At 71.7% G+C, this 21,541-nt stretch carries 19 protein-coding genes; 6 read left to right on the top strand and 13 right to left on the bottom strand.

Annotation, left to right across the window (positions count from 1 at the left end; all coding sequences use genetic code 11):
* The 8 genes from ABH935_RS47875 to ABH935_RS47840 all read right to left on the bottom strand — a co-directional run bounded on the left by ABH935_RS47875 (position 1) and on the right by ABH935_RS47840 (position 10,071).
* The gene (locus ABH935_RS47875) at positions 1–756 is read right to left on the bottom strand and encodes a lysozyme (protein WP_370384682.1); all 756 of its coding nucleotides are present in this window, start codon (positions 754–756) and stop codon (positions 1–3) included.
* A 186-nt stretch (positions 757–942) separates the two neighbouring features.
* Positions 943–2,208: an N-acetylglucosamine kinase gene (locus ABH935_RS47870; protein ID WP_370384681.1), complete on the bottom strand. Its 1,266-nt coding sequence runs from the start codon at positions 2,206–2,208 to the stop codon at positions 943–945.
* Positions 2,209–3,175: 967 nt separating this feature from the next.
* On the bottom strand, positions 3,176–4,249 hold the full coding sequence (locus ABH935_RS47865) for an N-acetylglucosamine kinase (protein ID WP_370384680.1): 1,074 nt from the start codon (positions 4,247–4,249) through the stop codon (positions 3,176–3,178).
* Positions 4,250–4,353: 104 nt separating this feature from the next.
* Positions 4,354–5,442, bottom strand: a complete 1,089-nt coding sequence (locus tag ABH935_RS47860) for an ABC transporter ATP-binding protein (protein WP_370384679.1) — start codon at positions 5,440–5,442, stop codon at positions 4,354–4,356.
* The gene (locus ABH935_RS47855) at positions 5,352–6,332 is read right to left on the bottom strand and encodes an ABC transporter ATP-binding protein (RefSeq protein ID WP_370384678.1); all 981 of its coding nucleotides are present in this window, start codon (positions 6,330–6,332) and stop codon (positions 5,352–5,354) included. The genes ABH935_RS47860 and ABH935_RS47855 overlap by 91 nt, the downstream gene beginning before the upstream one ends.
* Positions 6,329–7,168 carry an ABC transporter permease gene (locus ABH935_RS47850; RefSeq protein WP_370384677.1) on the bottom strand — a complete coding sequence of 280 codons (840 nt, stop codon included), beginning with the start codon at positions 7,166–7,168 and terminating at the stop codon, positions 6,329–6,331. The genes ABH935_RS47855 and ABH935_RS47850 overlap by 4 nt, the downstream gene beginning before the upstream one ends.
* The gene (locus ABH935_RS47845; protein WP_370384676.1) at positions 7,165–8,238 is read right to left on the bottom strand and encodes an ABC transporter permease; all 1,074 of its coding nucleotides are present in this window, start codon (positions 8,236–8,238) and stop codon (positions 7,165–7,167) included. The genes ABH935_RS47850 and ABH935_RS47845 overlap by 4 nt, the downstream gene beginning before the upstream one ends.
* 6 nt (positions 8,239–8,244) lie before the next feature.
* Positions 8,245–10,071, bottom strand: coding sequence for an ABC transporter substrate-binding protein (locus ABH935_RS47840; RefSeq protein ID WP_370384675.1), 1,827 nt, complete (start codon positions 10,069–10,071; stop codon positions 8,245–8,247).
* Between the two features lie 236 nt (positions 10,072–10,307).
* Here ABH935_RS47840 and ABH935_RS47835 point away from each other — a divergent pair, with 236 nt between their 5' ends.
* Together ABH935_RS47835 and ABH935_RS47830 are read left to right on the top strand one after the other, a co-directional pair.
* Positions 10,308–11,114 carry a DeoR/GlpR family DNA-binding transcription regulator gene (locus ABH935_RS47835; protein ID WP_370384674.1) on the top strand — a complete coding sequence of 269 codons (807 nt, stop codon included), beginning with the start codon at positions 10,308–10,310 and terminating at the stop codon, positions 11,112–11,114.
* A 135-nt stretch (positions 11,115–11,249) separates the two neighbouring features.
* Positions 11,250–13,055 (top strand): N-acetylmuramoyl-L-alanine amidase, encoded by a 1,806-nt coding sequence (locus ABH935_RS47830; protein ID WP_370384673.1) that lies wholly within the window; start codon positions 11,250–11,252, stop codon positions 13,053–13,055.
* Between the two features lie 73 nt (positions 13,056–13,128).
* On the opposite strand, the gene ABH935_RS47825 is transcribed toward ABH935_RS47830, so the two are convergent.
* Both ABH935_RS47825 and ABH935_RS47820 read right to left on the bottom strand, forming a co-directional pair.
* A complete protein-coding gene (locus tag ABH935_RS47825; RefSeq protein ID WP_370384672.1) occupies positions 13,129–13,581 on the bottom strand; it encodes a hypothetical protein in 453 nt (150 codons plus the stop codon).
* A complete protein-coding gene (locus tag ABH935_RS47820; RefSeq protein ID WP_194914492.1) occupies positions 13,565–13,762 on the bottom strand; it encodes a helix-turn-helix transcriptional regulator in 198 nt (65 codons plus the stop codon). The genes ABH935_RS47825 and ABH935_RS47820 overlap by 17 nt, the downstream gene beginning before the upstream one ends.
* A gap of 142 nt (positions 13,763–13,904) precedes the next feature.
* Between ABH935_RS47820 and ABH935_RS47815 the strand changes: the two genes are divergently transcribed.
* Entirely contained in the window at positions 13,905–14,948 is a 1,044-nt protein-coding gene (locus tag ABH935_RS47815) for a helix-turn-helix domain-containing protein (RefSeq protein WP_370384671.1), read from the top strand.
* A gap of 395 nt (positions 14,949–15,343) precedes the next feature.
* Here the strand turns inward: ABH935_RS47815 and ABH935_RS47810 are convergent, their stop codons facing one another.
* Positions 15,344–16,342 (bottom strand): zinc-binding dehydrogenase, encoded by a 999-nt coding sequence (locus ABH935_RS47810; protein WP_370384670.1) that lies wholly within the window; start codon positions 16,340–16,342, stop codon positions 15,344–15,346.
* Positions 16,343–16,389: 47 nt separating this feature from the next.
* Positions 16,390–16,752: a MerR family transcriptional regulator gene (locus tag ABH935_RS47805; protein ID WP_370384669.1), complete on the bottom strand. Its 363-nt coding sequence runs from the start codon at positions 16,750–16,752 to the stop codon at positions 16,390–16,392.
* 192 nt (positions 16,753–16,944) lie between these two features.
* Here ABH935_RS47805 and ABH935_RS47800 point away from each other — a divergent pair, with 192 nt between their 5' ends.
* Entirely contained in the window at positions 16,945–17,688 is a 744-nt protein-coding gene (locus ABH935_RS47800; RefSeq protein WP_370384668.1) for a G1 family glutamic endopeptidase, read from the top strand.
* 192 nt (positions 17,689–17,880) lie between these two features.
* On the opposite strand, the gene ABH935_RS47795 is transcribed toward ABH935_RS47800, so the two are convergent.
* Positions 17,881–18,462 carry a TetR/AcrR family transcriptional regulator gene (locus ABH935_RS47795; RefSeq protein WP_370384693.1) on the bottom strand — a complete coding sequence of 194 codons (582 nt, stop codon included), beginning with the start codon at positions 18,460–18,462 and terminating at the stop codon, positions 17,881–17,883.
* 82 nt (positions 18,463–18,544) lie between these two features.
* Here ABH935_RS47795 and ABH935_RS47790 point away from each other — a divergent pair, with 82 nt between their 5' ends.
* Together ABH935_RS47790 and ABH935_RS47785 are read left to right on the top strand one after the other, a co-directional pair.
* On the top strand, positions 18,545–19,672 hold the full coding sequence (locus ABH935_RS47790; RefSeq protein ID WP_370384667.1) for an FAD-dependent oxidoreductase: 1,128 nt from the start codon (positions 18,545–18,547) through the stop codon (positions 19,670–19,672).
* A 226-nt stretch (positions 19,673–19,898) separates the two neighbouring features.
* The gene (locus ABH935_RS47785) at positions 19,899–21,530 is read left to right on the top strand and encodes a hypothetical protein (RefSeq protein WP_370384666.1); all 1,632 of its coding nucleotides are present in this window, start codon (positions 19,899–19,901) and stop codon (positions 21,528–21,530) included.
* Positions 21,531–21,541 lie beyond the last annotated feature (11 nt).

The raw sequence follows: 21,541 nt of genomic DNA, 5'->3' as shown, positions 1-21,541 counted from the left end.
TTAACCGAGGGCCAACGCTTGCAGGCGGCTGTAGGCACCGTTGAAGGTGTCCTGGTCGCCGGCCATGGAGCCGGAGTCCGCGTACTGCCAGAAGGTGTAGAAGCCCCAGCCGTTCGGCAGCGGGGTGGCGGTGCCGCCGTAGTTGGCGACCCACAGCGGGTCGTTGGTGGCGAAGCCGCCGTAGTTGCCGGTGCAGGTCTTCCACCAGTCGGTGGTGGTGTAGATGACGGCCCAGCGGCTGGTCTTGGCGTGGTACTCGTTGACGAACGAGGCGACCCAGTTGACCATCGAGCCCTGGCTCAGGCCGTAGCACTCGGCGCCGTAGGGGTTGTACTCGATGTCCAGGGCGCCCGGCAGGGTCTTGCCGTCGGCGGACCAACCGCCGCCGTGCGCGACGAAGTAGTCGGCCTGGGAGGCGCCGCTGCCGCCGTTCGGGATCGCGAAGTGGTAGGCGCCGCGGATCAGGCCGACGTTGTAGGCGCCGTTGTACTGCTGGGCGAAGTACGGGTTGGTGTAGTAGGTGCCCTCGGTGGCCTTCGAGTACGAGAACGAGGCGCCGGCGGCCTTGGTCGCCGACCAGTTCACGTTGCCCTGGTGCGAGGACACGTCGTCGCCGATGGGGTTGCCCGAGGCCTGCGCCATGGACGGTATCAGCGCGGCAGTGGCGGCCAGGGCGCCGACCGCGAGCGCGGTGAGGGCGCGGCGGCGGGTCCGAGGGGTGCTGTGCCGGGGGCCGGACGACGAGATCTTGACCATTGAGCTCTCCTGTGGGTGAGACCTGATGGTGGAACCACGACGTGGACAGGAGACGCGAAGCGCCCGAACACGCCCCCGTCCTGCGCCGCCGCCGGCGAGACGCTGACAGTGTGCTGCTTCGCGTCGGTGTCCGCCGCCGTCGGCATCAGCCAATGTAGCGGGAAAACAACAACAGTCAACGACTGTTTATGAGAATTCTGCGAACTGATTGTCCGCACGCACGAACGCGGCGTGTCCGGCCGCGGCCGCGACGGCCCCCACCACCTGCCGCGCGGCCAGCCAGGTCGCCCCGGCGGCGCCGTCGGCGGCCAGCGCGATCGGCGAGTCCGGCCAGCGCCGGCCGATCGCCGCGGCCACCGCCTCGAACACCGGCGAGCGGCTGACCAGGACCGAACCGCCCAGCACCACCGGCTCCCCGGGCGCGGGGGCGACCCCGGCCAGGCTGTCCACCAGCGCCTCGGCGGCCTGCGCGACGATGCGCGCCGCCGCCGGATCGCCGAGCTCGTACGCGGCCATCACCAGCGGCGCGAGCCGGGCCAGCGCCACCGTCGGCTGCGCCGTGACGGCCCGGACCAGCTCGGCGGCCCGGCGCCGGCCGTGCCGGGTGAAGCCTTCGCCGATGCTGGCCGTGAGGGGGAGCGGGGCGGTGGCGGGGGGACGAACGGGGGCTGACGGGTGTGCGGCGGTTGCGATCGGGGGTGCGGCGGGGGCCGTCGCGCCGGTCTTCGCCGAGCCCGCTGCCGACGCTCGTGAATCAGGGCTGGAGCTACGACTAGCCGTAGTACTGGCGCCCAGGTCAGCGGCGCGGCCCGGGGTGCTCGACGCGGGGCTGTCCCGATCGTCCGGATCGTTCAGATCACCCTGATCGTCCTGATCCGCGTCGATCAAGCGCGCCAGCACCGAGGTCGCGAGTTCAGCCATCGGCCGGCGTCCGTCGGCGGCGGCGAGGGCGGCGCGCGCGGCCTGGCGTCCGATCCAGAAGCCGGAGCCCTCGTCGCCGAGCAGCCAGCCGTAGCCGTCGCGGAAGTGGACGGGGAGGCGGTCGTGCATGCGGGCGGCGACGGCCCCGGTGCCGGAGACCAGCAGGGTGCCGTCGGGCGCGGGGGTGCCGGCGGCGAAGGCCACGGTCACATCCGACACCACCCGCACCGCGCAGGTCAGACCGGCGTCGGCCCAGGCCTGGTCCAAAACGTACGGCGCCTTCGGATCGGCCAGCAGGGTACTGACACCGGCCAGCCCCACGACGCACGCCTCGACCCGCTCACCCGGCACGTCGCCGAGCGCCGCCTTCAACGCCGCGACGATGTTCGCGATGGCGACCCCGGCCCCCACCACGGTCGGATTCCCACCCCCGGCCCGCCCGGTACCCAGCGTGCGGCCGTCGACGCCGGCGAGCACGGCCCGCGAATGCGAGCCCCCGACGTCGAGCCCCACCACGCACCGGTCCGCCATGAACGCCGCCACCTCCCGATCGACGCCGCCGGCCACCGGGTGTGCCGCTGTGGCGTTATGTGGGATCTTGCCAGAGTAGGCACAACAACTCAACGCCATCGCAGAGCCTTGACGGACCCCCGCCGATCCGCGAAGCCCCGGCTCTGGGCTGCTGGCGAACCGGATAGCGGCCGGCTGCGGAGCCCCGGACGTAGGCGGCGGACGGGGCGAAACGGCCGTCTGGGTTGATGTGGATTCTTGGCGCACGGCGGTCCGCACCGAGCAAATGGCGGCGCACTCGGGGGTGCGGAAGACCAGGTCAGGTCGGTTGGGCAGACTTGGGGCAGGGGTCTGAGACGATGGGGCCGGGCATGGCGCCACATCGGGTGCGCTTAACCGCATCAGCACACGGCGGTTGATTTTGGTCGCTCGCGATGATGCCGGGGGCCGGGTTGCGCACGGGGGTGCGCTGGGCGAGCGCTAGGCACGATGATTTGCGCCAGCAGCCAGCAGCCAGCAGCCAGCTTGCGAGTCAGCCGGCCCGCACGCCAGCCCGCCGGCCCGCAAACCAGCCCGCGCGCCAGTCCGCAAGCGCGTGAGCCAGCCAGCCGATCCTGCCGCGCCGGCCAACTCGGCCCGCGAGCGAACCCGAGCTGCCCGCTAATCCTGCCCGCACCAGCCGAACGGGCCGGCACCGGCTCATTTTGCGCGCACCGGCCGACCTGTTCTGCGCTGGCCAATCCTGTCCGCGCCAGCCGGCAGACCTACTCCGCTGCTGTCGCAACCGTCCCCGCGCCGGCCAACTCGGCCCGCGAGCGAACTCGACCTGCCGGCCGATCCTGCCGCGCCGGCCAACCCGGCCCGCGAGCGAACCGACCTGCCAGCTAATCCTGCCCGCACCAGCCGAACGGGCCGGCATCGGCTCATTTTGCGCGCACCGGCCAACCCGTTCTGCGCTGGCCAATCCCGTCCGCGCCAGCCGACAGCCCTACTCCGCTCCTGTCGCAACCGTCCCCGCGCCGGCCGCCAGCCGCTCGTGCACGCCGGCGTCGATCTCCGGGTCCAGTACTCGTGCCGCGAGCCAGGCTGCGCCGACGGCGCCGGGGGCGGCGAACAGGGGTGTGCCGCCGTGGTGTTCGGCTAGGCGGCGTTGGACTTCGGCGCCGATGGGGCCCGGTGCTGTCAGCAGGGAGCCGGCCAGGACCAGGGGTTCGTCGGGGTCGTTGGTGGTCAGGGCGGTGGCGGTGGCCATCAGGTGGCTGACTGCGCGGTCCACGATGCGCTGCGCCACGCGGTCGCCGGCCGTGGCTGCCGCCGACACGAGGGGTGCCAGGGCGGCCAGGGCGATCGGGGGGCCGTCGTACACCGCGTCGCGGAGGGCGGCGATCTGCTCCTCGGTGGATTGCGGGACTACGTCGTCGCCGGTCACTGTGCCGAGTACCGCCGAGGCCAGCAGCGTCGGTTCGCCGCGGCCGTCGAGGGCTGCGAAGACCGCGCGGACCGCCTGGCGTCCGATCCAGAAGCCGGAGCCGTCGTCGCCGACCAGCCAGCCGTTGCCGTCGATGCGGGCGGTCACTTCCTCGCCTTCGACGCGCGCGGCTATCGAGCCGACGCCGGCGATCAGGACGGAGCCGCTGGGCCGCGGGGTTCCGGCGGCGAAGGCTGTCACCGCGTCGGCGACGACCAGCACCGGGCAGGTCAGGCCGGCGTCCACCCAGGTCTTGGCCAGCGCCTCGGCGCTGGAGCCGCGGGAGTAGCGCAGGATGCCGGCGGCGCCGACCACGACGCCGGCCACCGAGGCCGGAGCCACCGTGCCCAGGGCCTGCCCGACCGCGTCGCTCAGGTGCGCCACGACGTCCGGGATGGGCAGCGCCGTCGGGTTCGCCAGCCCCGTGCGCCCGCGGCCGATGACCTGGCCCTCGACCGTCGCGACCACGGCCTCCACCAGCGTCGACCCGGCCTCCACCCCCAGCACGACCCCGGTCCGGGTGCGGTCTCGGCCCGCCGGGGCGGACGGTGCGGCCGGAGTCGGTGCCGAGGCGGCGGGCGAAGCGGACGGCATGGGTCCTCCTGGCGTGGACGGATGTCCCGGTGGTGGTCGGTGCCTGACACAGTGTGGCATGCCGGACCGGGCCTAGGAACGGTTCGGGCCAGGTCCGGGACCGGTTACGGGACCTCGGCGGCGTGGCACGCGGCATGCCGCCCGGAGGCGGGCAGCGGCTCCGGATCGACGCCTCGACACCGCCCCGCCACGCCGAGCCGTTCGGCCTCACCGGAGGCGACAAGCGGACACCGCGGACGGAAGCGGCACCCGGCGGGGATCGCGGCGGAATCCGGGGTCTCGCCGGTCAGGATCACCGGCTCCGCGCCGGACTCGGCCACCACCGACAGCAGAGCCCTGGTATACGGATGCTGCGGTGCCGTGAGCACCTCCTCCACGGTCCCGGTCTCCACGATGCGCCCCAGATACATCACCGCGACCCGATCGGCGATGTTCCACGCCAGCCCGAGATCGTGCGTGACGACCAGCGCCGACAGCCCGGCGCTCGCTCGCAGGTCGAGCATCAGCTTCAGGATCTCGCCACGCACCGAGGCGTCCAGCGAAGCCACCGGCTCGTCGGCGACGAGAACCTGCGGATCGAGCACGAGCGCCCCGGCGATCACGACCCGCTGCCGCTGCCCGCCGGAAAGCTGATGCGGATGCAGGTCGAAGAAGCGCTCAGGGGGACGCAAGCCCGCGCGGGACAGGGCATCGGCGACCTTGGCCTTCTCGTTGGGGAAGCCGGCGAGGGCGGATTTGCCATGGATGCGCAGGCCTTCGGCGACGGCCTCGTAGACGGTACGGCGCGGGTTGAGGGCGCCGGTCGGGTCCTGGAGCACCAGCTGCACGCCCCGCCGATAAGCCTTCAGCGCGCGCGATTTGTAGGACACCGGCACGCCGTCACGAAGAACCTGCCCGGCGGTGGGCACGACGAGCCCGGTCAGCGCACGCGCAAGGGTCGACTTCCCGCAGCCGGATTCGCCGACCAAGGCCACGATCTCGCCGGGGGCGATGTCGAGATCGACGCCGTCGACGGCTCGCGCCCGTCCGCGACCATCGCGGGCCCGGTAACTCACATAGAGCTCGCGGACGGACAACACCGGCTTCACAACTGTCTCCGTGCTCACCCCGCCTCCCGCACAACGTCCACCCGCACACAAGCCGCCGTCCGTCCCTCCCCGGCCGCCGCCAGCGCCGGCTCCGCCGCCCGGCATTCCTCGGCGGCGAACGTGCAGCGCGGCGCGAACGCGCAGCCCTCCGGCAGGTGCGCCGGGTCCGGCGGGTCGCCGGGCAGGCCGCGTGGTCCGCGCCGCGAGGCCGCGTCGCCGATGCGCGGGAACGCTTCGGCCAGTGCGCGGCCGTAGGGGTGTCGGGCGTCGGCGAAGACCTCGCCGGCCGGGCCCTCCTCGGCGATGCGCCCCGCGTACATCACCGCCAGCCGGTCGCAGTGCTCGGCCAGCACGGCCAGGTCGTGGCTGATCATCAGCAGGCTGATGCCGTGCTCGGCCACCAGCTCGCCGATCAGCCGCAGGATCTGCGCCTGGATCATCACGTCCAGCGCCGTGGTCGGCTCGTCGGCCACGATCAGCTGCGGCGAACACGCCAGCGCCATCGCGATCATCACCCGCTGGCGCTGCCCGCCGGACAGCTCGTGCGGATAGGCGGCGGCGCGCGCAGCGACCAGCCCCACCTGATCCAGCAGCGTGGCCACCCGGCGGTCGGCAGCGGTTCGGCTGACGCCGCGATCGTGCACCAGGATCGGTTCGGCGATCTGGTCGCCGACGCGCCGCACCGGGTTCAGCGAGTGCATCGCGCCCTGGAACACGATCGACGCCTCGGCCCAGCGCACGGCACGCAGCCGGCCCCAGGTCATCGTCTGCACATCCTCGCCGTCCAGCAGGATCCGCCCCGAGACGTCCGCCGACTTCGGCAGCAGCCGCAGGACCGCCCCGGCCAGCGTCGACTTGCCGCAGCCGGACTCCCCGGCTAAGCCCAAGCGGCCGCCGGCGGGCAGCGCGAGGTTCACGCCGCGCACCGTCGGTACCGGACCGGCTGCGGTCTTGTAGGAGACATATAGGTTTTCCAACCTAAGGACGTCGTTCACATCCGCTCCTGAAGCCGCGGGTTCAGTACCTGCTCCAGTGCCCGGCCGACCAGCGTGAAAGCCAGCGCCACCGCGATGATCGCGGCGCCCGGCGGCAGCAGGATCCACCAGTCCCCGGCGCTGACCGCCCCGACGGCCCGCGCCAGCTGCAGCGTGGTGCCCCAAGAGACCTTCGTCGGATCGCTCAGCCCCAGGAACGCCAGCGTCGCCTCGGTCAGGATCGCCGCCGAGACCGTCAGCGTGGCCTGAGCCAGCATCAGGGGCATGACGTTCGGCAGGATGTGCCGCCGCATCACGTGCCAGTGCCCGCCGCCCAGCGCCTTGGCCCGCTCGATGTACGGCCGCGACTCCACCGACAGCGTCTGCGCCCGCACCACGCGCGCCGCGGTCGGCCAGGCCGTCACGCCGATCGCGATCACCACCGTGCCGACCCCCGGCGTCAGCACCGACGCTAGCGCCGTGGCCAACACCAGCACCGGCAGCACCAGGAACCAGTCGGTGACCCGCATCAGCACCGTGTCCACCCAGCCGCCGAAATGCCCGGCGGCGACCCCGACCAGCGCCCCGATCCCGACCGCCAGCAGCGTGGCCAGCAGCCCCACGGTCAGCGAGATCCGCGCGCCCCAGATGGTCACGGCGACCATCGAGCGGCCGTAGGCGTCGGTGCCGAGCAGGAAGTGCCCCGACGGCGCCTGCCTCGGCACGCCCGGCGCGAACACCGCCGAGAGGTCCTCGGCCGAAATGAACAAGGGAGCTGCCAGCGCCGCCACGGCGGTCAGCACCAGGAAGGCCAGGCCGACCAGGCCGGCGCGCCGGTGACGGAAGTCAGCGATCACGAGGTGCGCACTCTCGGGTCGAGGATCGGATACAGCAGCTCGGCCAGCAGGTTTATCACGACCACCGCCGCCGCGAAGAAGATGAAAAGTCCCTCCAGCAGCGGCTGGTCCGGCACGGTCAGCGCCTCGTAGAACAGCGACCCCAGGCCCGGCCAGGAAAAGACGGTCTCGGCCAGGATCGAGCCGGACACCGCGGTCCCCAGGTTCAGGAACACCAGCGTGACCGCCGGCAGCATCGCGTTCGGCACCGCGTGCCTGCGCCGTACGTCGTCCTCCCGCAGGCCCTTGGCGCGCGCCGTGGTGAGGTAGTCGGCGCCGACCTCCTCCAGCAGCGTGGCGCGCATCGTCAGCAGGTACTGCGCGTAGAGCACCGCGATCAGTGTCACGCAGGGCAGCACCAGGTGCCGGAAGTGGTCCCACACGGAAGGGAAGAACCCGTGCACGTTCGGCGAGCTCATACCCCCGGTCGGGAACATGCCCGGGATCGGGCCGAAACCGACGCCGAACACCACGATCAGGATCAGCGCGAGCCAGAACGTCGGCATCGACCACAGCACCAGCGCGATGCCGGAGTTCGCGCGGTCCGCACGGCTGCCGTGCTTCCACGCCGAGCGCACGCCGATGCGCAGCCCCAGGAACGCCGCGATCAGCGTCGCGGTGCCGACCAGGTAGACCGTGGCCCACACGTGGCTGCCGATCAGGCTGCTGACCGAGGTCTTGTACTGGTACGACGTGCCCAGGTCGCCCCGGACGACGCGCGCGGTGTAGTCGCCGAACTGCGCGATCAGCGGCTTGTCGATCCCGAACTGGTGCCGCAACGCCGCCAGCTGCGCGGCGTCGACCGCGCGGCCGCGGGTCAGGGCCCTGACCGGGTCGCCGGGCACCACCCGGAACAGGAAGAAGCCGGTGACCACCACGGCCAGCATGCTCACCAGCGCTCCGGCGACGCGGCCCGCGGCATACCGCAGGGGGATGACGGGCCCGCGCCGCCGGACGCTGGCGGCCCCTGAGGGAGGGGGCACGGCCGCGGCGTCCCCCGAACCAGGGTGCGCGGAGACGGTGATCGACACGGTCGGCTACTCGCGTTCCTCGGCCGACGCGGTGCGCCGCCGGCGCGCCAGGACCAGACCGCCGCCGCCCACGACCACCACGACCGCGATGACGATCCCAGCGATCAGGCCGGTGTCCGAGCTCGACGACGAGGACTTCGAGGACGACGCCGAGGCGGCCGCCGGCTTGGCCGACCAGAAGGACCAATAGCCGTCCTGGCCCCAGTAGACGCCGTTCGGCTGCGGCTGCTTCTCCCAGGAGCCGATGACGTCGGAGCGGTAGGCCTCCAACACGTCCGGGTAGTACAGGACATTGATATAGGCGTCGGTGTAGAGCGCCTGCTCCATCTGCTTCACGTCACTCGCGCGGGTCGCCGGGTCGTACTCGGAGATCTGCTTGGCGTAGAGCGCGTCGTAGTTCTGGTCGCAGATGAAGTCGTCACCGTTGAGGGTCCCGCCGGGCTTGGAGGGCCGGCCGTCGCACTTCCGCAGGGACAGCACGTAGTCCGGGTCCGGGTTCACCTGCCAGCTGTCGAAGCCCAGGTCGAAGGTGCCGGCGGTCTCGGTGTCGGAGAGCTTGCCCTGGTCCACCACCGAGGTGGTGGTGGCGATGCCGACGGCCTTGAGGTAGTCGCTGACGAAAGCCGCGTTCTGGGTGTCGTCGGGCCGGTTGGTCTCGCCCAGCAGGCGTAGCGTCAGCGGTTTGCCGTCGGGCATGGTGCGCATGCCGTTCGAGCCCTTCTTGAACCCGGCGGTGTCCAGCAGCTGGTTGGCCTTGTCCGGGTTGTACGTGTACGCCGTGGAGGGATCGGGGGACCAGTGGTAGGTCGCGAACGCCGGGGGTATGTAACCGGCGCCGGCCACGCCGTAGCCGCCGAGGGTCTTGGCGACCAGCGTCTTGGTGTCGACGGCGTACAGCAGCGCCTGGCGGAACTTCTGGTTCCGCAGCGCCGGGCTGCCGTTGCCGAAGGCCTGGCCGGTCGTGGTGGTGGCGCCGGGGTTGATCGCCAGCGCGTAGAACCGCTTGCTGGGGGCGTCGTTGGTGACGATGTCCGACTGGCCCTTCAGCGACTCGTACTGTGCCGGTGTCAGACCACTGACGAAGTCTACCTCGCCCTTCTTCAGCGCCTCCACTTCGGCGTCGGCGTCCTTGTAGAACTTGAACACCAGGTGGTCGAAGCCCGGCTTGCCACGCCAGTAGTTCGGATTGGCGTCCAGCGTGAGGTACTGGTCCTTCTGGTATCCGGTGAGAATGAACGGCCCGTCGCCGACCACCGGGAACTGCGCGTCGTTGTTGAACTTGCCGATGTCGGCGACGTGCGCGGCCCAGATGTGCTTGGGCACGATCGGGACGTCCAGCGCCAGCATCGTGGACTGCGGCTGCTTCAGAGTGATGACCAGCTGGTTCCCGGTCGCCGTCACCTTGGCGAAGTTGGCGACGAAGGTGCCGTTCGCGGTGGCCGCGTTCGTGTTCGTCATCATCAAGTTATAGGTCCAGGCCACGTCGTCGGCGGTGACCGGCTGGCCGTCGGACCACTTCACGCCGTCGCGGACGGTGAAGGTCCAGGTCAGCTTGTCCGCCGAGGTGGTCCAGGAACCGGCCAGGCCGCCGATCGCGTGGTCGTCGGCGGCGTCGTAGTTCGTGAGGAAGTCGTACATCAGGCGGTGGATGTCAGTAGGCAGCGCCCGCTGCGCCAGGAACGGCGACAGCGAGTCGACGCTGCCGGTGGTCGCGACGGTCAGGGTCTTGCCGCTGGGGGCGGCCGCGGCGGCGGCCGGAGCGCTCAGCACCGCCGCCCCGGCCAGGGCCGCCGCCAGGGCGAGAGCACGTCGTCGGGGGAGCGGGAGGGGCATGCGTCCTCACAAGCGGTGTGGATGGTGCCTTGCGGTGTTGTGACTCCGCGGGTCGATGTGCGCCGAGTGTGACAATTCCTTAAGGAGTCGTCAAGACTCCACGTTGAGTTCGGCCAACAAGCCACATATTCCGCAGCTGATGCCGGAGGTCGCCGTACCAGCGGGCGTGAACCCCACTACGCTGGGGGTGCGCGCGCCCGCGCGCGATCGCCCGGCCAGCTGTGGAGTCCCGACGGATGAAGGAAGAACTGCTCGACGCGGTCCTCCCCGAGGAGCGCCGTCTGCGCATCGCCGCGCAGCTGCGCCGCGACACCCGCGTGCGGGTCGAGGACCTGGCCGCACGGTACGGCGTCTCCGGCGAGACCATCCGCCGCGATCTGCAGGTCCTGGAGGAGCGCGGCATCCTGCGCCGCGTCTACGGCGGCGCCGTCGCGCAGGAGTCGCGCGGCTGGGAGCCCGGCCCCGACGAGCGCGCCATTGCCCGGCTGGACCCCAAGCGGGCCATCGCCGCGGCCGCCGCCGCGCTGGTGGAACCGGGGGAGACGCTGGTCTTCGACCTGGGCACCACCGTCGCCGAGACGGCGCGCGCGCTGCCGGCCACCTTCAGCGGCCGGGCGCTGTGCGTCGCGCTGCCGACCGCCGCCGAGCTGGCCGGCCGCGAGGGCGTGGAGGTGCACCTGGCCGGCGGGCAGGTGCGGCGCGGCGACCTGTCCTGCGTGGGTCCGGGCTCTGAGAAGTTCTTCGAGCGCTTCTTCGCCGACCGCGCGTTCATCGCCGCCTCCGGCGTGCACCTGAAGGCCGGCGTGACCGGCGACCGGCTGGAGGAGATCCCGGTCCGGCAGGCGATCCTGGCCCAGGCGCAGTCCGTGTACGTGCTGGCCGACGGCTCCAAGCTCGGCCGGGTCGCGGTCGGGCGGGTGTGCGCGCTGTCGGCGGTCACCGCGGTCGTCACCGACTCCGGCGCCGATCCGGAGGCGGTGCGCGCGCTGGAGCAGAGCGGGACCAGGGTGATAGTCGCGCCGACCGGCTCGGAGTTGGACTGACGCTCAACGTTTTGAGATATAGGCGAAGATCCGTCAAGAATCATCATGGGTTCTTGTTGATTATGCGCACGGTTGGTGCCACCTTGTCCGGGGAGTCCCCCACGCCCCCCACAACCCGGACGGTGATCGCGACCCATGATGAGACGCGAAAAGCGCAGACCCCGCATGCGCGTGCTCGGAATGCTGTTGTCCGCGGCGGCACTGCTGACCTGCGGGCTGAGCGGCGCTCCTGCCCAAGCCGGTACGTCCAGCGGCAGCGTCGCGGCGGCATTCGCCGCCGCTTCGCACACCTACGGCATGCCGCAGCAGGTCCTTGAATCGGTCTGCTACCTCGAAGGCCGCCTGAGCTCGCACGGCGGCCGTCCGAGCGTCGAGGGCGGCTACGGCTGCATGAACCTCGTGAAGAACGACCGGGCCGACACGCTCGACCAGGCGGCGAAGCTGACCGGGCTGAGCGTCAGCGCTCTGCGACACGACACCGCGGCGAACATCCGCGGCGGCGCGGCGGTGCTGCGGGCCGAGGCCGAGGCGCTGTCGCCGGCGTCGAAGCTGCCGGCGTCGCTGGCCGGCTGGTACGCACCGATAGCCGCCTACAGCCATGCGTCTTCGCGTTCAGTGGCCGGGATGTACGCCGACGCCGCGTACAAGCTGATCGCCACCGGCTTCACCGGCACGGCCGATGACGGCTCCCAGATCACCCTGGCGCCGCAGTCCGTGACGCCGGACAAGTCCACGCTGAACTCCGTACCGCTGGCGCCCGCGGCGCTCCCCACGGGCTGCACGCAGGACGGCAACGTCGACTACCCCTCGGCGGTCGACTGCGTGGTGCCGTCGAGCTACGACTGCAACGTCGCCAGTGGGGCTTGCACGTACACCGGCTCGAACCGGCCGTCGAGCTACGCCATCTATGACGTGACCATCCACGACCTCGAAATGAGCGCGCTGGACGGTGTGAACGAGTTCGAGGACGCCAACAGCGGACTCAGCGTGCACTACGTCGTCGACACCGACGGCACGGTCTACCAGACGCTGCGCGAGCAGGACATCGCCTACCACGCCGGGAACTACTACTACAACGAGCACGCGGTCGGCATCGAGCACGCGGGCGTCGACGCCTCCGGCTACCAGTGGTACAACGCCACCGAGTACCTGGCCTCGGCCAAGCTGGTCGCCTACCTGGCGAACAAGTACGGCATCCCGCTGGACCACGCGCACATCACCGCGCACGGCACCATCCCCGCGCCGACCGTCGGCACGTCGCCGAACCACGTCGACCCGGGCAAGTACTGGCTGTGGGACTACTACTTCGGGCTGATCCACGCCCAAGGCGTGCCCTACCCCACGGGGAACACCCCGGCCGCCGGCCTGTTCCGGGTCAACGCGAGCAGCGACCAGGCGCCGCTGGGTGCGAACGGCGCCGAGAGCGCCGGCAACAACAGTTTCTTCACCCTGTACACCGGTCCCAGCACCGCCGATCCGGTCATCCCCGGCGCGCCCGGCGCCGACTCCACGGACGAGACCACCAACGTCGAGACGCAGATGCCGTACTACTCCCTGGCCTCCCAGCCCGACCAGGCCGGGAGCGGGATGACGATGTACGAGATCTGGTACGGCGAGAACGACCGCCTGTCCAACTCCACGCCGAGCTACTACACCGACGCGAAGAAGGCGTGGCTGGCGGTGCCGGCCGGGTCGGCGGTGCCGGTGCACTCCTACGTGGTCAGTCTGAAGCCGACCACGACGAACGGGACGATCAAGATCTACGGCCGGCCGACGACGAGCTCTTCGTACGTCATCGGCACGGCGCCGTCCAGCTCGTTGTGGGCCGCGCCGAAGTCGGTGTTCGAGGACGGTACGCAGAACGTGTGGTTCGGGATCGACTACAACCACCGTGAGGCGTGGGTGCCGAGCTCGGAGGTGACGGTCGTCGACTGGTACTGAGGTGCTGACCTGAGGCACTGGCACTGGACTGAGGCATGGAGACCTGAGTTGTGGCGCGGCCACCGCTCAGGTCTCAGCCGCGCCGGGTCAGGATGATCGTGGAGAGCAGATACGTGGCCCCCAACACCGCGCACAGCCCGGCCCAGGTCATCGATTCGTGGCCGCGGATGAGTGAGACCAGGTAGCCGCCGACCAGCACCAGGGTCAGGACGTGCAGGGTCAGCGCCGATGCGCGCAGCTCGATGGACCGGCGGCGCTCGTCGCCGGTCTCGCCGCGCAGCAGCGCCACCGCCTCGGAACGACGGGAGCCGAAGACCAGGACCGCCGCGTAGGCGATCATGATGACCAGGCCGGAGACGGCCATCCCGACGTCATGGTGACTCAGGTAGATCGCCAGAAATACGCCGCCCATCACGGCCGCCGTCACCGGCACCGTCCACGGTCCGCGTGGTACGCCGCCCCGGCCTTTCCGCTCGTTCTGTTCCGGCTCGCCCCCGCCGGCTTCCGTGTCAGCATCCGTCGACATGGAACATCCCCTCCACCGTTGTGCCGAAATACCGCGCGATGCGGATCGCCAGAGGGAGCGACGGGTCGTAGCGGGACTGCTCGATCGCGTTGACCGTCTGCCGCGACACCCCGAGGGCCTGCCCCAGATCCTGTTGCGACAAGCCCTTCGCCTGTCGCAGGGCCCGCATGTCGTTGCGCATGCTATGGAAAGTACGCTTTACATCGCGACGGTGTCAAACAAGCTTTACATCTCACTCGCGATCATCTACGCGCGCGGTAGTAGTGCACTCACGCAGTGACGCCTCCTTTACGCTTCGCTTTTGCCGGACTACGGTGACAGCCGTGTCAGGACGTGGATTCCGCCCGGCCGACGCCGCTACTACGGCCCACCGTGCATACCGGCTGCTGGCGGCCGGACGGTCGGCGGCGGCGGAGCCGGTCGAGGCCGATCCGGTGTCGGCTGATCCCGCGGCCGATCCCGTGGCGGCCGTCGCCTCGGGGCTCGACGTCTCCGAGGATCAGGCGCGCGCCGGCCTGGAGTGGCTGGGCGAGCGGCGGCTGCTGGCCGCCGACGACGGCGCCGTCGCGCTGCCGGAGCAGGCGGTGCTGGACGTGCTGGCCCAGGCCAGCGGCGGCTTCGGGCGGATGGCCGAGGAGGTGGAGCGCTGGCGGACCGCCGTCTCCGACCTGGCGGACCTGGTGTCCGGCGCCCCGGCCGGCTTCGAGTCCGAGCGCGTGGACGTCCTGCGGTTCACCGACCGCACGGAACTGCGCCGCTGGCTGGACGACCGCGCCCTGCTCAACCGCCGCGACGCGGTGGCGATGCACCCCGCACTCGCCCCGAACGACGTGCTCCGCGAGAGCCTGAAGGTGGACCTGGAACTGCTGCGGCGCGGAGTCGGCTTCCGCATGCTGGTGTCCCGCACCGCGGCCCGCCGCCCCGGAGCCGCCGCGTACCTCAGCGCGCTGGAACGCGGCGGCGGCCAGGTCCGCGTCGCCGACGCGATCCCCTTGCGCATGCTGGTGCTCGACGGCTCGGTCGTGGTCACCCCGGGCTCGGACGCGGAGCCCCCCTGCGACGTGGTGATCCGCAGCGACGTGGTCGGCCGCTGCCTCCTGGCGGCCTTCGACCACCTCTGGGTCGCCGCGGAGAAGTACGCGACGTTCGTCGGCGCCGGCGACGACCGCGACGAGGAGCTGACGGCGGTGCACGTCAGGCTGCTGCGGGCACTGGCCACCGGCGCGAAGGACGAGGCGATAGCGCGGCAGCTGGGGTGCTCGGAGCGGACGCTGCGGCGGCTGGTCGCGCAGACGCTGGACGCGCTCGGGGTGCGGAGCCGGTTCGCGGCGGGGGCCAAGGCGGCGCAGTTGGGGCTGCTGGATTAGGGAACCTGCGTACTGACCCACACCGTACTGACCCACACCGCACTGACCCACACCGCACCGACCGGCACCGCACCGACCGGCCCCGACCCGCGCCGCCCCGACCCGCGCCGCCCCGACCCGCGCCGCACCGACCCGCGCCGCCCCGACCCGCGCCGCGCTGACCCGATCTGCGCGGCGCCGCGCTGACCCGATCTGCGCCGCGCCGCGCTGACCCGATCTGCGCCGCGCCGCGCCGCGCCGATCCGATCCGCGCTGCGCCGATCCGATCTGCGCCGCGCCGATCCGATCTGCGCCGCGCCGCGCTGACCCGACCCGACCGGCACCGACCCGACCTGACCCGCGCCATTCTGCTGCTTCGCGCCCTGCTGGTCCTGCTCCATGCCGTGTGGTCGTCCTCAGCGCCAGGGGTCGAGGGCGTGCTTTCCGCTGGTCTGCCCTTCTTCGAGCTGCCGCAGCACGTCCGGGCCCAGCGCCAGGGGGTGAATCTGTGGCGTGCCGGGAGGGTAGACCCCTCGGTCGATGAGCGCTTCGAGCTCGGCGAGCAGGTCGGCGAAGGCGGCCGGGGTCGCGGCTGCCCAGTTGCCGATATGCAGGCCCCTGACCTGGGCGTAGCGGGTGAAGATGAGGTCGCGGGTGGAGACCTCGGCGTGGCCGGACGCGGCGCCGAAGACGATGACGCGTCCGGTGAACGGCTTGGCGACCGCCAGGCTGGTGGTGAAGGTGGCCTCGCCCACCGATTCCAGGACCACGTCGACGCCGCCGGTCAGGCGCAGGATCTCGGCGGCGAGATCGGGACGCCGGCTGTCCAGGACCTCATCGGCTCCCAGGGCCTTGACGACGTCGTGCTTGGCCGGGGAAGCCGTGGCGATGACGCGGGCGCCGTAGTGACGGGCGAGGTGGACCGCGGCCTGGCCCACGCCGCCTGCCGCCGCGTACACCAGCACCGTCTGGCCCGGCTCGATCTCGCCCAGCGGCCTCAGCGCCGCCAGCGCGGTCGCCCAGTTCAAGACCAGGCCCAGGGACTCTGCATCGCTCCAGCCAGCCGGCACGGGGAGCACGTCGGCCGAATGCATGGTCATGTACTGGGCGAACGCACCCGCACCGACTCCCACGACGTGGGTGCCGAGCCGAAGCGGGCTCTCGACGTCCGGCGCGGCGGCCACGATCTCGCCGGCGGCTTCGAACCCTGCCGTGTAGGGCGCCCGCGGCCCACCCTCGTAGTTGCCCCGGCTCTGCATGACGTCTGCGAAGTTGACCCCGGCGGCACCCACGCGGATCAGGTACTCACCGGACCCTGGGACGGGACGGGGTCGGTCGGTCGCAAGGGCCAGGTCCTTCGGCCCCTGGTGCGACCGCTGAATCAGGGCCTTCATCAGCTGCTCATCAGTGCTCATGCGCCGACGCTAGGAGGCTGACGCTTGCGTCAAGGTCAAGCGGCATCTCACGAACCGGCTGAACCGGCCGGACGGGCCTTGCGCAGGAACGCGTCAAGGGCCTCCTGCTGCCCACTGAGGATGGCGATGCGCGCGGCGAGGCGGTCGCGGTGGCTCCGCACCTCGGCCAGGAACTCCGGACAGACCTCGTCGGATCCGTCGGTGAGGTGGGGCAGGAGCTCCCGGATCAGCCGCACGGGCAGCCCGGACTCCAGCAGCTCGCGGATGACCAGCACCCGATCGATGGTCGACGGGCAGTAGTCCCGGAACCCGTTGGCGCACCGGCCGGAGACGATCAGGCCCTCGGCCTCGTAGTACCGCAGCGCGCGTGCGCTGACTCCGGTGACGTCGGCGGCTTCGCTGATCTGCATGTCCGGCGACAACGTCCGGGCCCGCCGCCGTCTTCCTTTGCTGTGCCTTTAAGCGTCTCACCCCTCGGCGGGATTAGGCCGCGACCGGCCATGGCCGCCATCGGCCCGCCGCGACGCGTTCCCAACCGGCCGTTCGGTTCCGAGACTGACGAATCAGTCCCCGTCCATTAATCGGAACTGGAGATCCCCACCATGTACAGCCCCACCTTCCTCGCCGCCCGTCGCGGCCGCCTCGCCGCCGCGGCGCTGGCCTGCGCGGCCCTCACCGCCGGCGCCGGCGTCACCGGCGCCCCCGCCGCGGCCGCCCACAGCCGCACACCGGTGTCCTTCGGGCACCACCGCCACGTGAAGAGCTTCCAGGACAGCAACTGGGGCGGCTACGTCGCCACCGGCAACTTCACCAGCATCTCCGGCTCCTGGACCGAGCCGCAGGTGACCTGCAACACCAGCAACGACCTGTACGCGCCGTGGGTCGGCATCGACGGCTACGGCTCGGACAGCGTCGAGCAGACCGGCGTGCAGACCGACTGCTCCTCCGGCAGCCCGGTCTACTCGGCCTGGTACGAGATGTACCCGGCGCAGCCCGTCTACTGGAACGACCCGGTCTCCGCCGGCGACTCCTTCACCGGCAGCGTGGTCGACAACGGCGGCGGCAACTACACCATCACCCTGACCGACAACACTGCCGGCTGGACCGAGAACACCCAGCAGCAGTACAACGGCCAGGACGCCAGCGCCGAGGCCGTCATCGAGTCGCCGACCTCCAGCTACCCGTCCTTCTCCGAGCAGGACTTCAGCAACGTGACCGTCGACGGCCAGGCCTTCGACGCCTCGAACCCGCAGGCCCTGACCAGCGGCGGCTACGGCCCCACGGCGCTGAGCAACGGCTCGTTCGCGATGGTGCCCGGCGCCGGCTTCAGCGCCCACAAGAAGTAGGATGCGCTGATGTAAGGCTGATGTAAGACGGTATCGGCAGCTGTCGCTGGAACGGTTGGAATGGGCCGTAGCCAGTAGCGCCAAACCGATAGCGGCAAGAAGGAAAGACGGACCGACCGGTCGTCGACAGCCACCGGTTCGCCATCCGGCGCCCGCCACGAGGCCTCGTGGCGGGCGCTTTCGCGTCCCGGTCTACAACGAGATCCCGGCCACCATCGTCCGAGCCAGCGCCGCGCACGTCGCGGCGTCGGCCTCCCCGGCCTGCCCGGTGATCAGCCCGAACAGCGCCCCGCCGAACAACGCGACCAGCGTCGCCACGTCCTCCCGCGACGTGGTCAGCCCCAGCATCTGGTGCTGCTCGTACGAGTACTGGACCGCCGCTTCCCTTATGGCCTCGAACGTCTCCCGCAGCGCCGGCCTCCGCGTCGCCTCCAGCGTGAGCTCGTACACCGCCAGATACCGCTCGCGGTGCAGCTTCACCGACATCTCCAGCGACATCGCCAGCAGCCCGATCAGCCCCTCCCGGTCCACCGGCCCGGTGAGCAGGCCGTGCGCGGCGGCCATGTCCTCCTCGTGCAGCTCCAGCACCCGCTCGGCCGCGGCCCCCAGCAGCGCGTCGCGGCTCCCGAAGTAGTTGGCGGCGGTGCCGGCGGGCAGCTCGGCGGCGGCGTCGACCGCGCGGTGGCTGAAGCCGTGCATCCCGGAGGCGGCGAGCACGCGCAGCGCGCCGTCGGTCAGGGCGCGGCGGCGGGCCAGGTTCGGAGGAGGAGCCATCACCCCTGGATGATACCGGAGTCATGATAGTACTATCGAGGTGGTACTATCGCCGTGGTGGTATCAAACCGGGGAGGAAACCATGCGCATCGCAGTCATCGGAGCCGGAATCGGGGGCCTGGCCGTGACCCGGGCCCTGATCGCGGACGGACACGACGTCGCCTGCTACGAACACGCCGAAGCCCTGCGCACGACCGGCTCGGCGATCACGATCTGGAGCAACGGGACGGCCGTCCTGCACGCGCTCGGCGTCCCCTACGCGGACATGGGCGCCCCGATCGACGTCCTGGGCACCCTGCGCGGCACCGACGGCCGCACCCTGATGGACATCGACGTCTCCCGCGCGGCCGTCCGCTACGGATTCCCGCACCGCTCGACCCCGCGCCGCGAGCTCATCCGCCGGCTGGCCGAGGGCCTCCCGCCCGGCACGCTGCACTTCGGCCGCCGCGCGGTCGGTGTGGAGCAGGCCCCTGACAGCGCCGAGGTGAAGTTCGCCGACGGCTCCTCGGCCACCGCCGATCTCGTGATCGGCGCGGACGGCCAGCGCTCCGCGATCCGCCTCGCCGTGCACGGCACCGACCCCACGCGCCCGGCCGGCTGGGCCACCTGGCAGGGCCTGACCCCGGTCGACACCGAGACCACGCACTCCCGGCGCGGCCTGATGGTCATCGGCAAGGAGGGCATGTGCGGCCTGCTGCCGGCCGGGAACGGCCTGCTCCAGTGGTGGTTCGACCGCCGCTGGGACGCCGACGCCCCGCAGCCGCCCTCGGTCACCGCCATGCTGAAGGAGCGCTATGGCCACTGGGAGGCCCTGCCGGTCGTCGAAACCCTCGCCGCCGCGGATGACTCGCACATCGAATTCTTCGCCCACCGCCGCCAGAAGGTGACGCGCGGCTGGAGCCGCGGACGCGTGGTCCTGCTCGGCGACGCCGCGCACACCATGCCGCCGACCGTCGCCCAGGGCGCCAATCAGGCCCTGGAGGACGCCTGGGCGCTGGCGCGCGGCCTGCGCCGGACCGGTGATCTGCAGGCCGGGCTGCTCGACTACGAGCGCTCAAGGCTCAGGGGAGCTCGGATGACGCAGCGGATCGCCGGATCGGAAATGACGGACAAGTACACGCCGCTGGCGACGCGGCTCACGCCGGACGCCCTGGTCACCGGCTTCCACACGTGGTGGATCCGGGCGGTCAGCTCGATCCTGCAGGAGTAGGGGCACCCCGGCTGTTCCGGGCGCACGGGGAAGAGGGCAGGATGCCCTGGTGGCAGAACTGGCGTCCGTGGCGTTGCCGGGCGGGCCGGGCGCACCGGACGCGCTCAGCGGGCCGAACACACTCAGTTCCACAGCGAGTGCAACAGCGACGGCGACTGGACTCGTCTTATCGTCTGTGCCCCTCCCGCAGAGCTCGCCGACTTCACCGGCCTGGCCCACCGAAAGCGTGCGGCTGCGAGCGGCGGCGCCCGACGCGGTCCCGGGCCCGGCCACGGTGCTCCGCCTGCTCGGCTCGGCCCGCCCGGCCGACGTCCCGCACGTCCTGGCCGCCCTCACCCCCGACCAGCTCGCCGAGGCCGTCGCGACCGCCGACCTGCCGCTGGCCCCGGCGGTCGTGGCCCACGTCTCCCGCTGCGGCCCCGCGCAGGCGCGCCGCGTGCTCGCGCGCCGCCTGGTCCAGCAGCCCGAACACGTGCCGCCGCGGCCCCTCACCCTGGAGGCCTATCTCCGGGCCCTGACCGAGGCCGCGGCCGCTGACTACCGCGACGACGCCGTGACCCGCCTGCGCGCCCTCGCGCTCGCGGCGTTGTGCGCCGGTGCGCTGACCGCCGAGCAGATCCTCGACCACACGCGGCCGGCGGCGTTGACCCTGGCGCTCGCCGTCTGCACCCCGGCGGACTACCCGCGTCCGTGGGTCCGCCGCGCGACCGGCGACGTCAGGGTCCTGCTCGCGCGCCGCCTGTCCGAGGAACTGGGCGAGGACGACCGGCGCTGGGCCGCTGCGATCACCCTCAGCGGCAGCTTCGCCGGCACCGTCGCCGAACTCCTGCACTCCGACGAAGCCCCCGTCGGCTTCCGCCGCTTCTTCGACGCGAACCATTCCGACCACGCACCGCAGAACGTCCTGCTCGCCCTGGCCCCGCGCGCCGTCGCAGGACGCTACCTTGCCGGACTCGGCGGACTCGGCGGACTCGGCGGACTCGGCGGACCGGGCAGACTCGGCGGACTCGCCAGCCGCACCAGACCGGTCGGACCGCCCAGCCTCACCGATCCGTCGAGCGCCTTCCGCCCGAGCGTGCCGGACCACCAATGGGAGTGGATGTTCGCCAGCGGCCCGCTGAGCCGGCCACTGGTCGATCACGTGCTCGCGCACGGCACCGTCGACCAGCGCCGCCGCCTGCTGCGCAACGAGCTGTGCCCGGACTTCGTCCTGGAGCAGGCGCCGGCCGCCCAGAACCGAGAGATCCTGCTGCGCAGGCTGCTGCCGCCGCACATCCGCAGCCGGGCGTTCCACTTCTTCGACCGCGAGCCGCGCGAGGCCCGGCTGTGGGCCCACAGCATGACCGAGCGCGGCCGGGACGGGCTCGTGGACCTCGCCTGGTCGCTGATCGACGCCCCGGAGTTGCTGCGCCAGGTGGTCGTCGCCGCGCTGGGCCGTGCCGACCAGCAAACGCTGACCTGCCTGTACGGCGCGCTGGCCGAGGCGGCCGGGCCGGAGCCGGTCTGGGCGCTGGACCTGGAGCGTGCCGGGAGCCTGGAGGCCGTGCTGCCGCCGGTCCGCGCCTCCATGGCCCTGTGCAGCGCCGAACCGCTGGTCGAGGCGGCCCGGCAGACGCCGCGCCGACACTGGATCGACGTCCTGGAGCCCGAGCAGTTCGGCTGCCAGGGGCTGCGCGCCGAGGCCGAACTCGACCGCACCGGCCACTTCCCGCTCGAAGCGCTGGTCGCCGAACACCTCGACGGCCGTGCTGACTTGTGGGGCGAGCTGGCGCGCCGGCTCGCCGCCGGGGCCACGCCGGTGGAATCCGCGATCGCCGACGTGGCCGCGCCGGCTGCGGTGTCGGCCTCCACCACCTGACAACAGGCCCA

The sequence above is a fragment of the Catenulispora sp. GAS73 genome (assembly GCF_041262085.1).
Lineage (GTDB): Bacteria > Actinomycetota > Actinomycetes > Streptomycetales > Catenulisporaceae > Catenulispora.
This window is presented reverse-complemented; position numbering and strand designations above follow the sequence as displayed.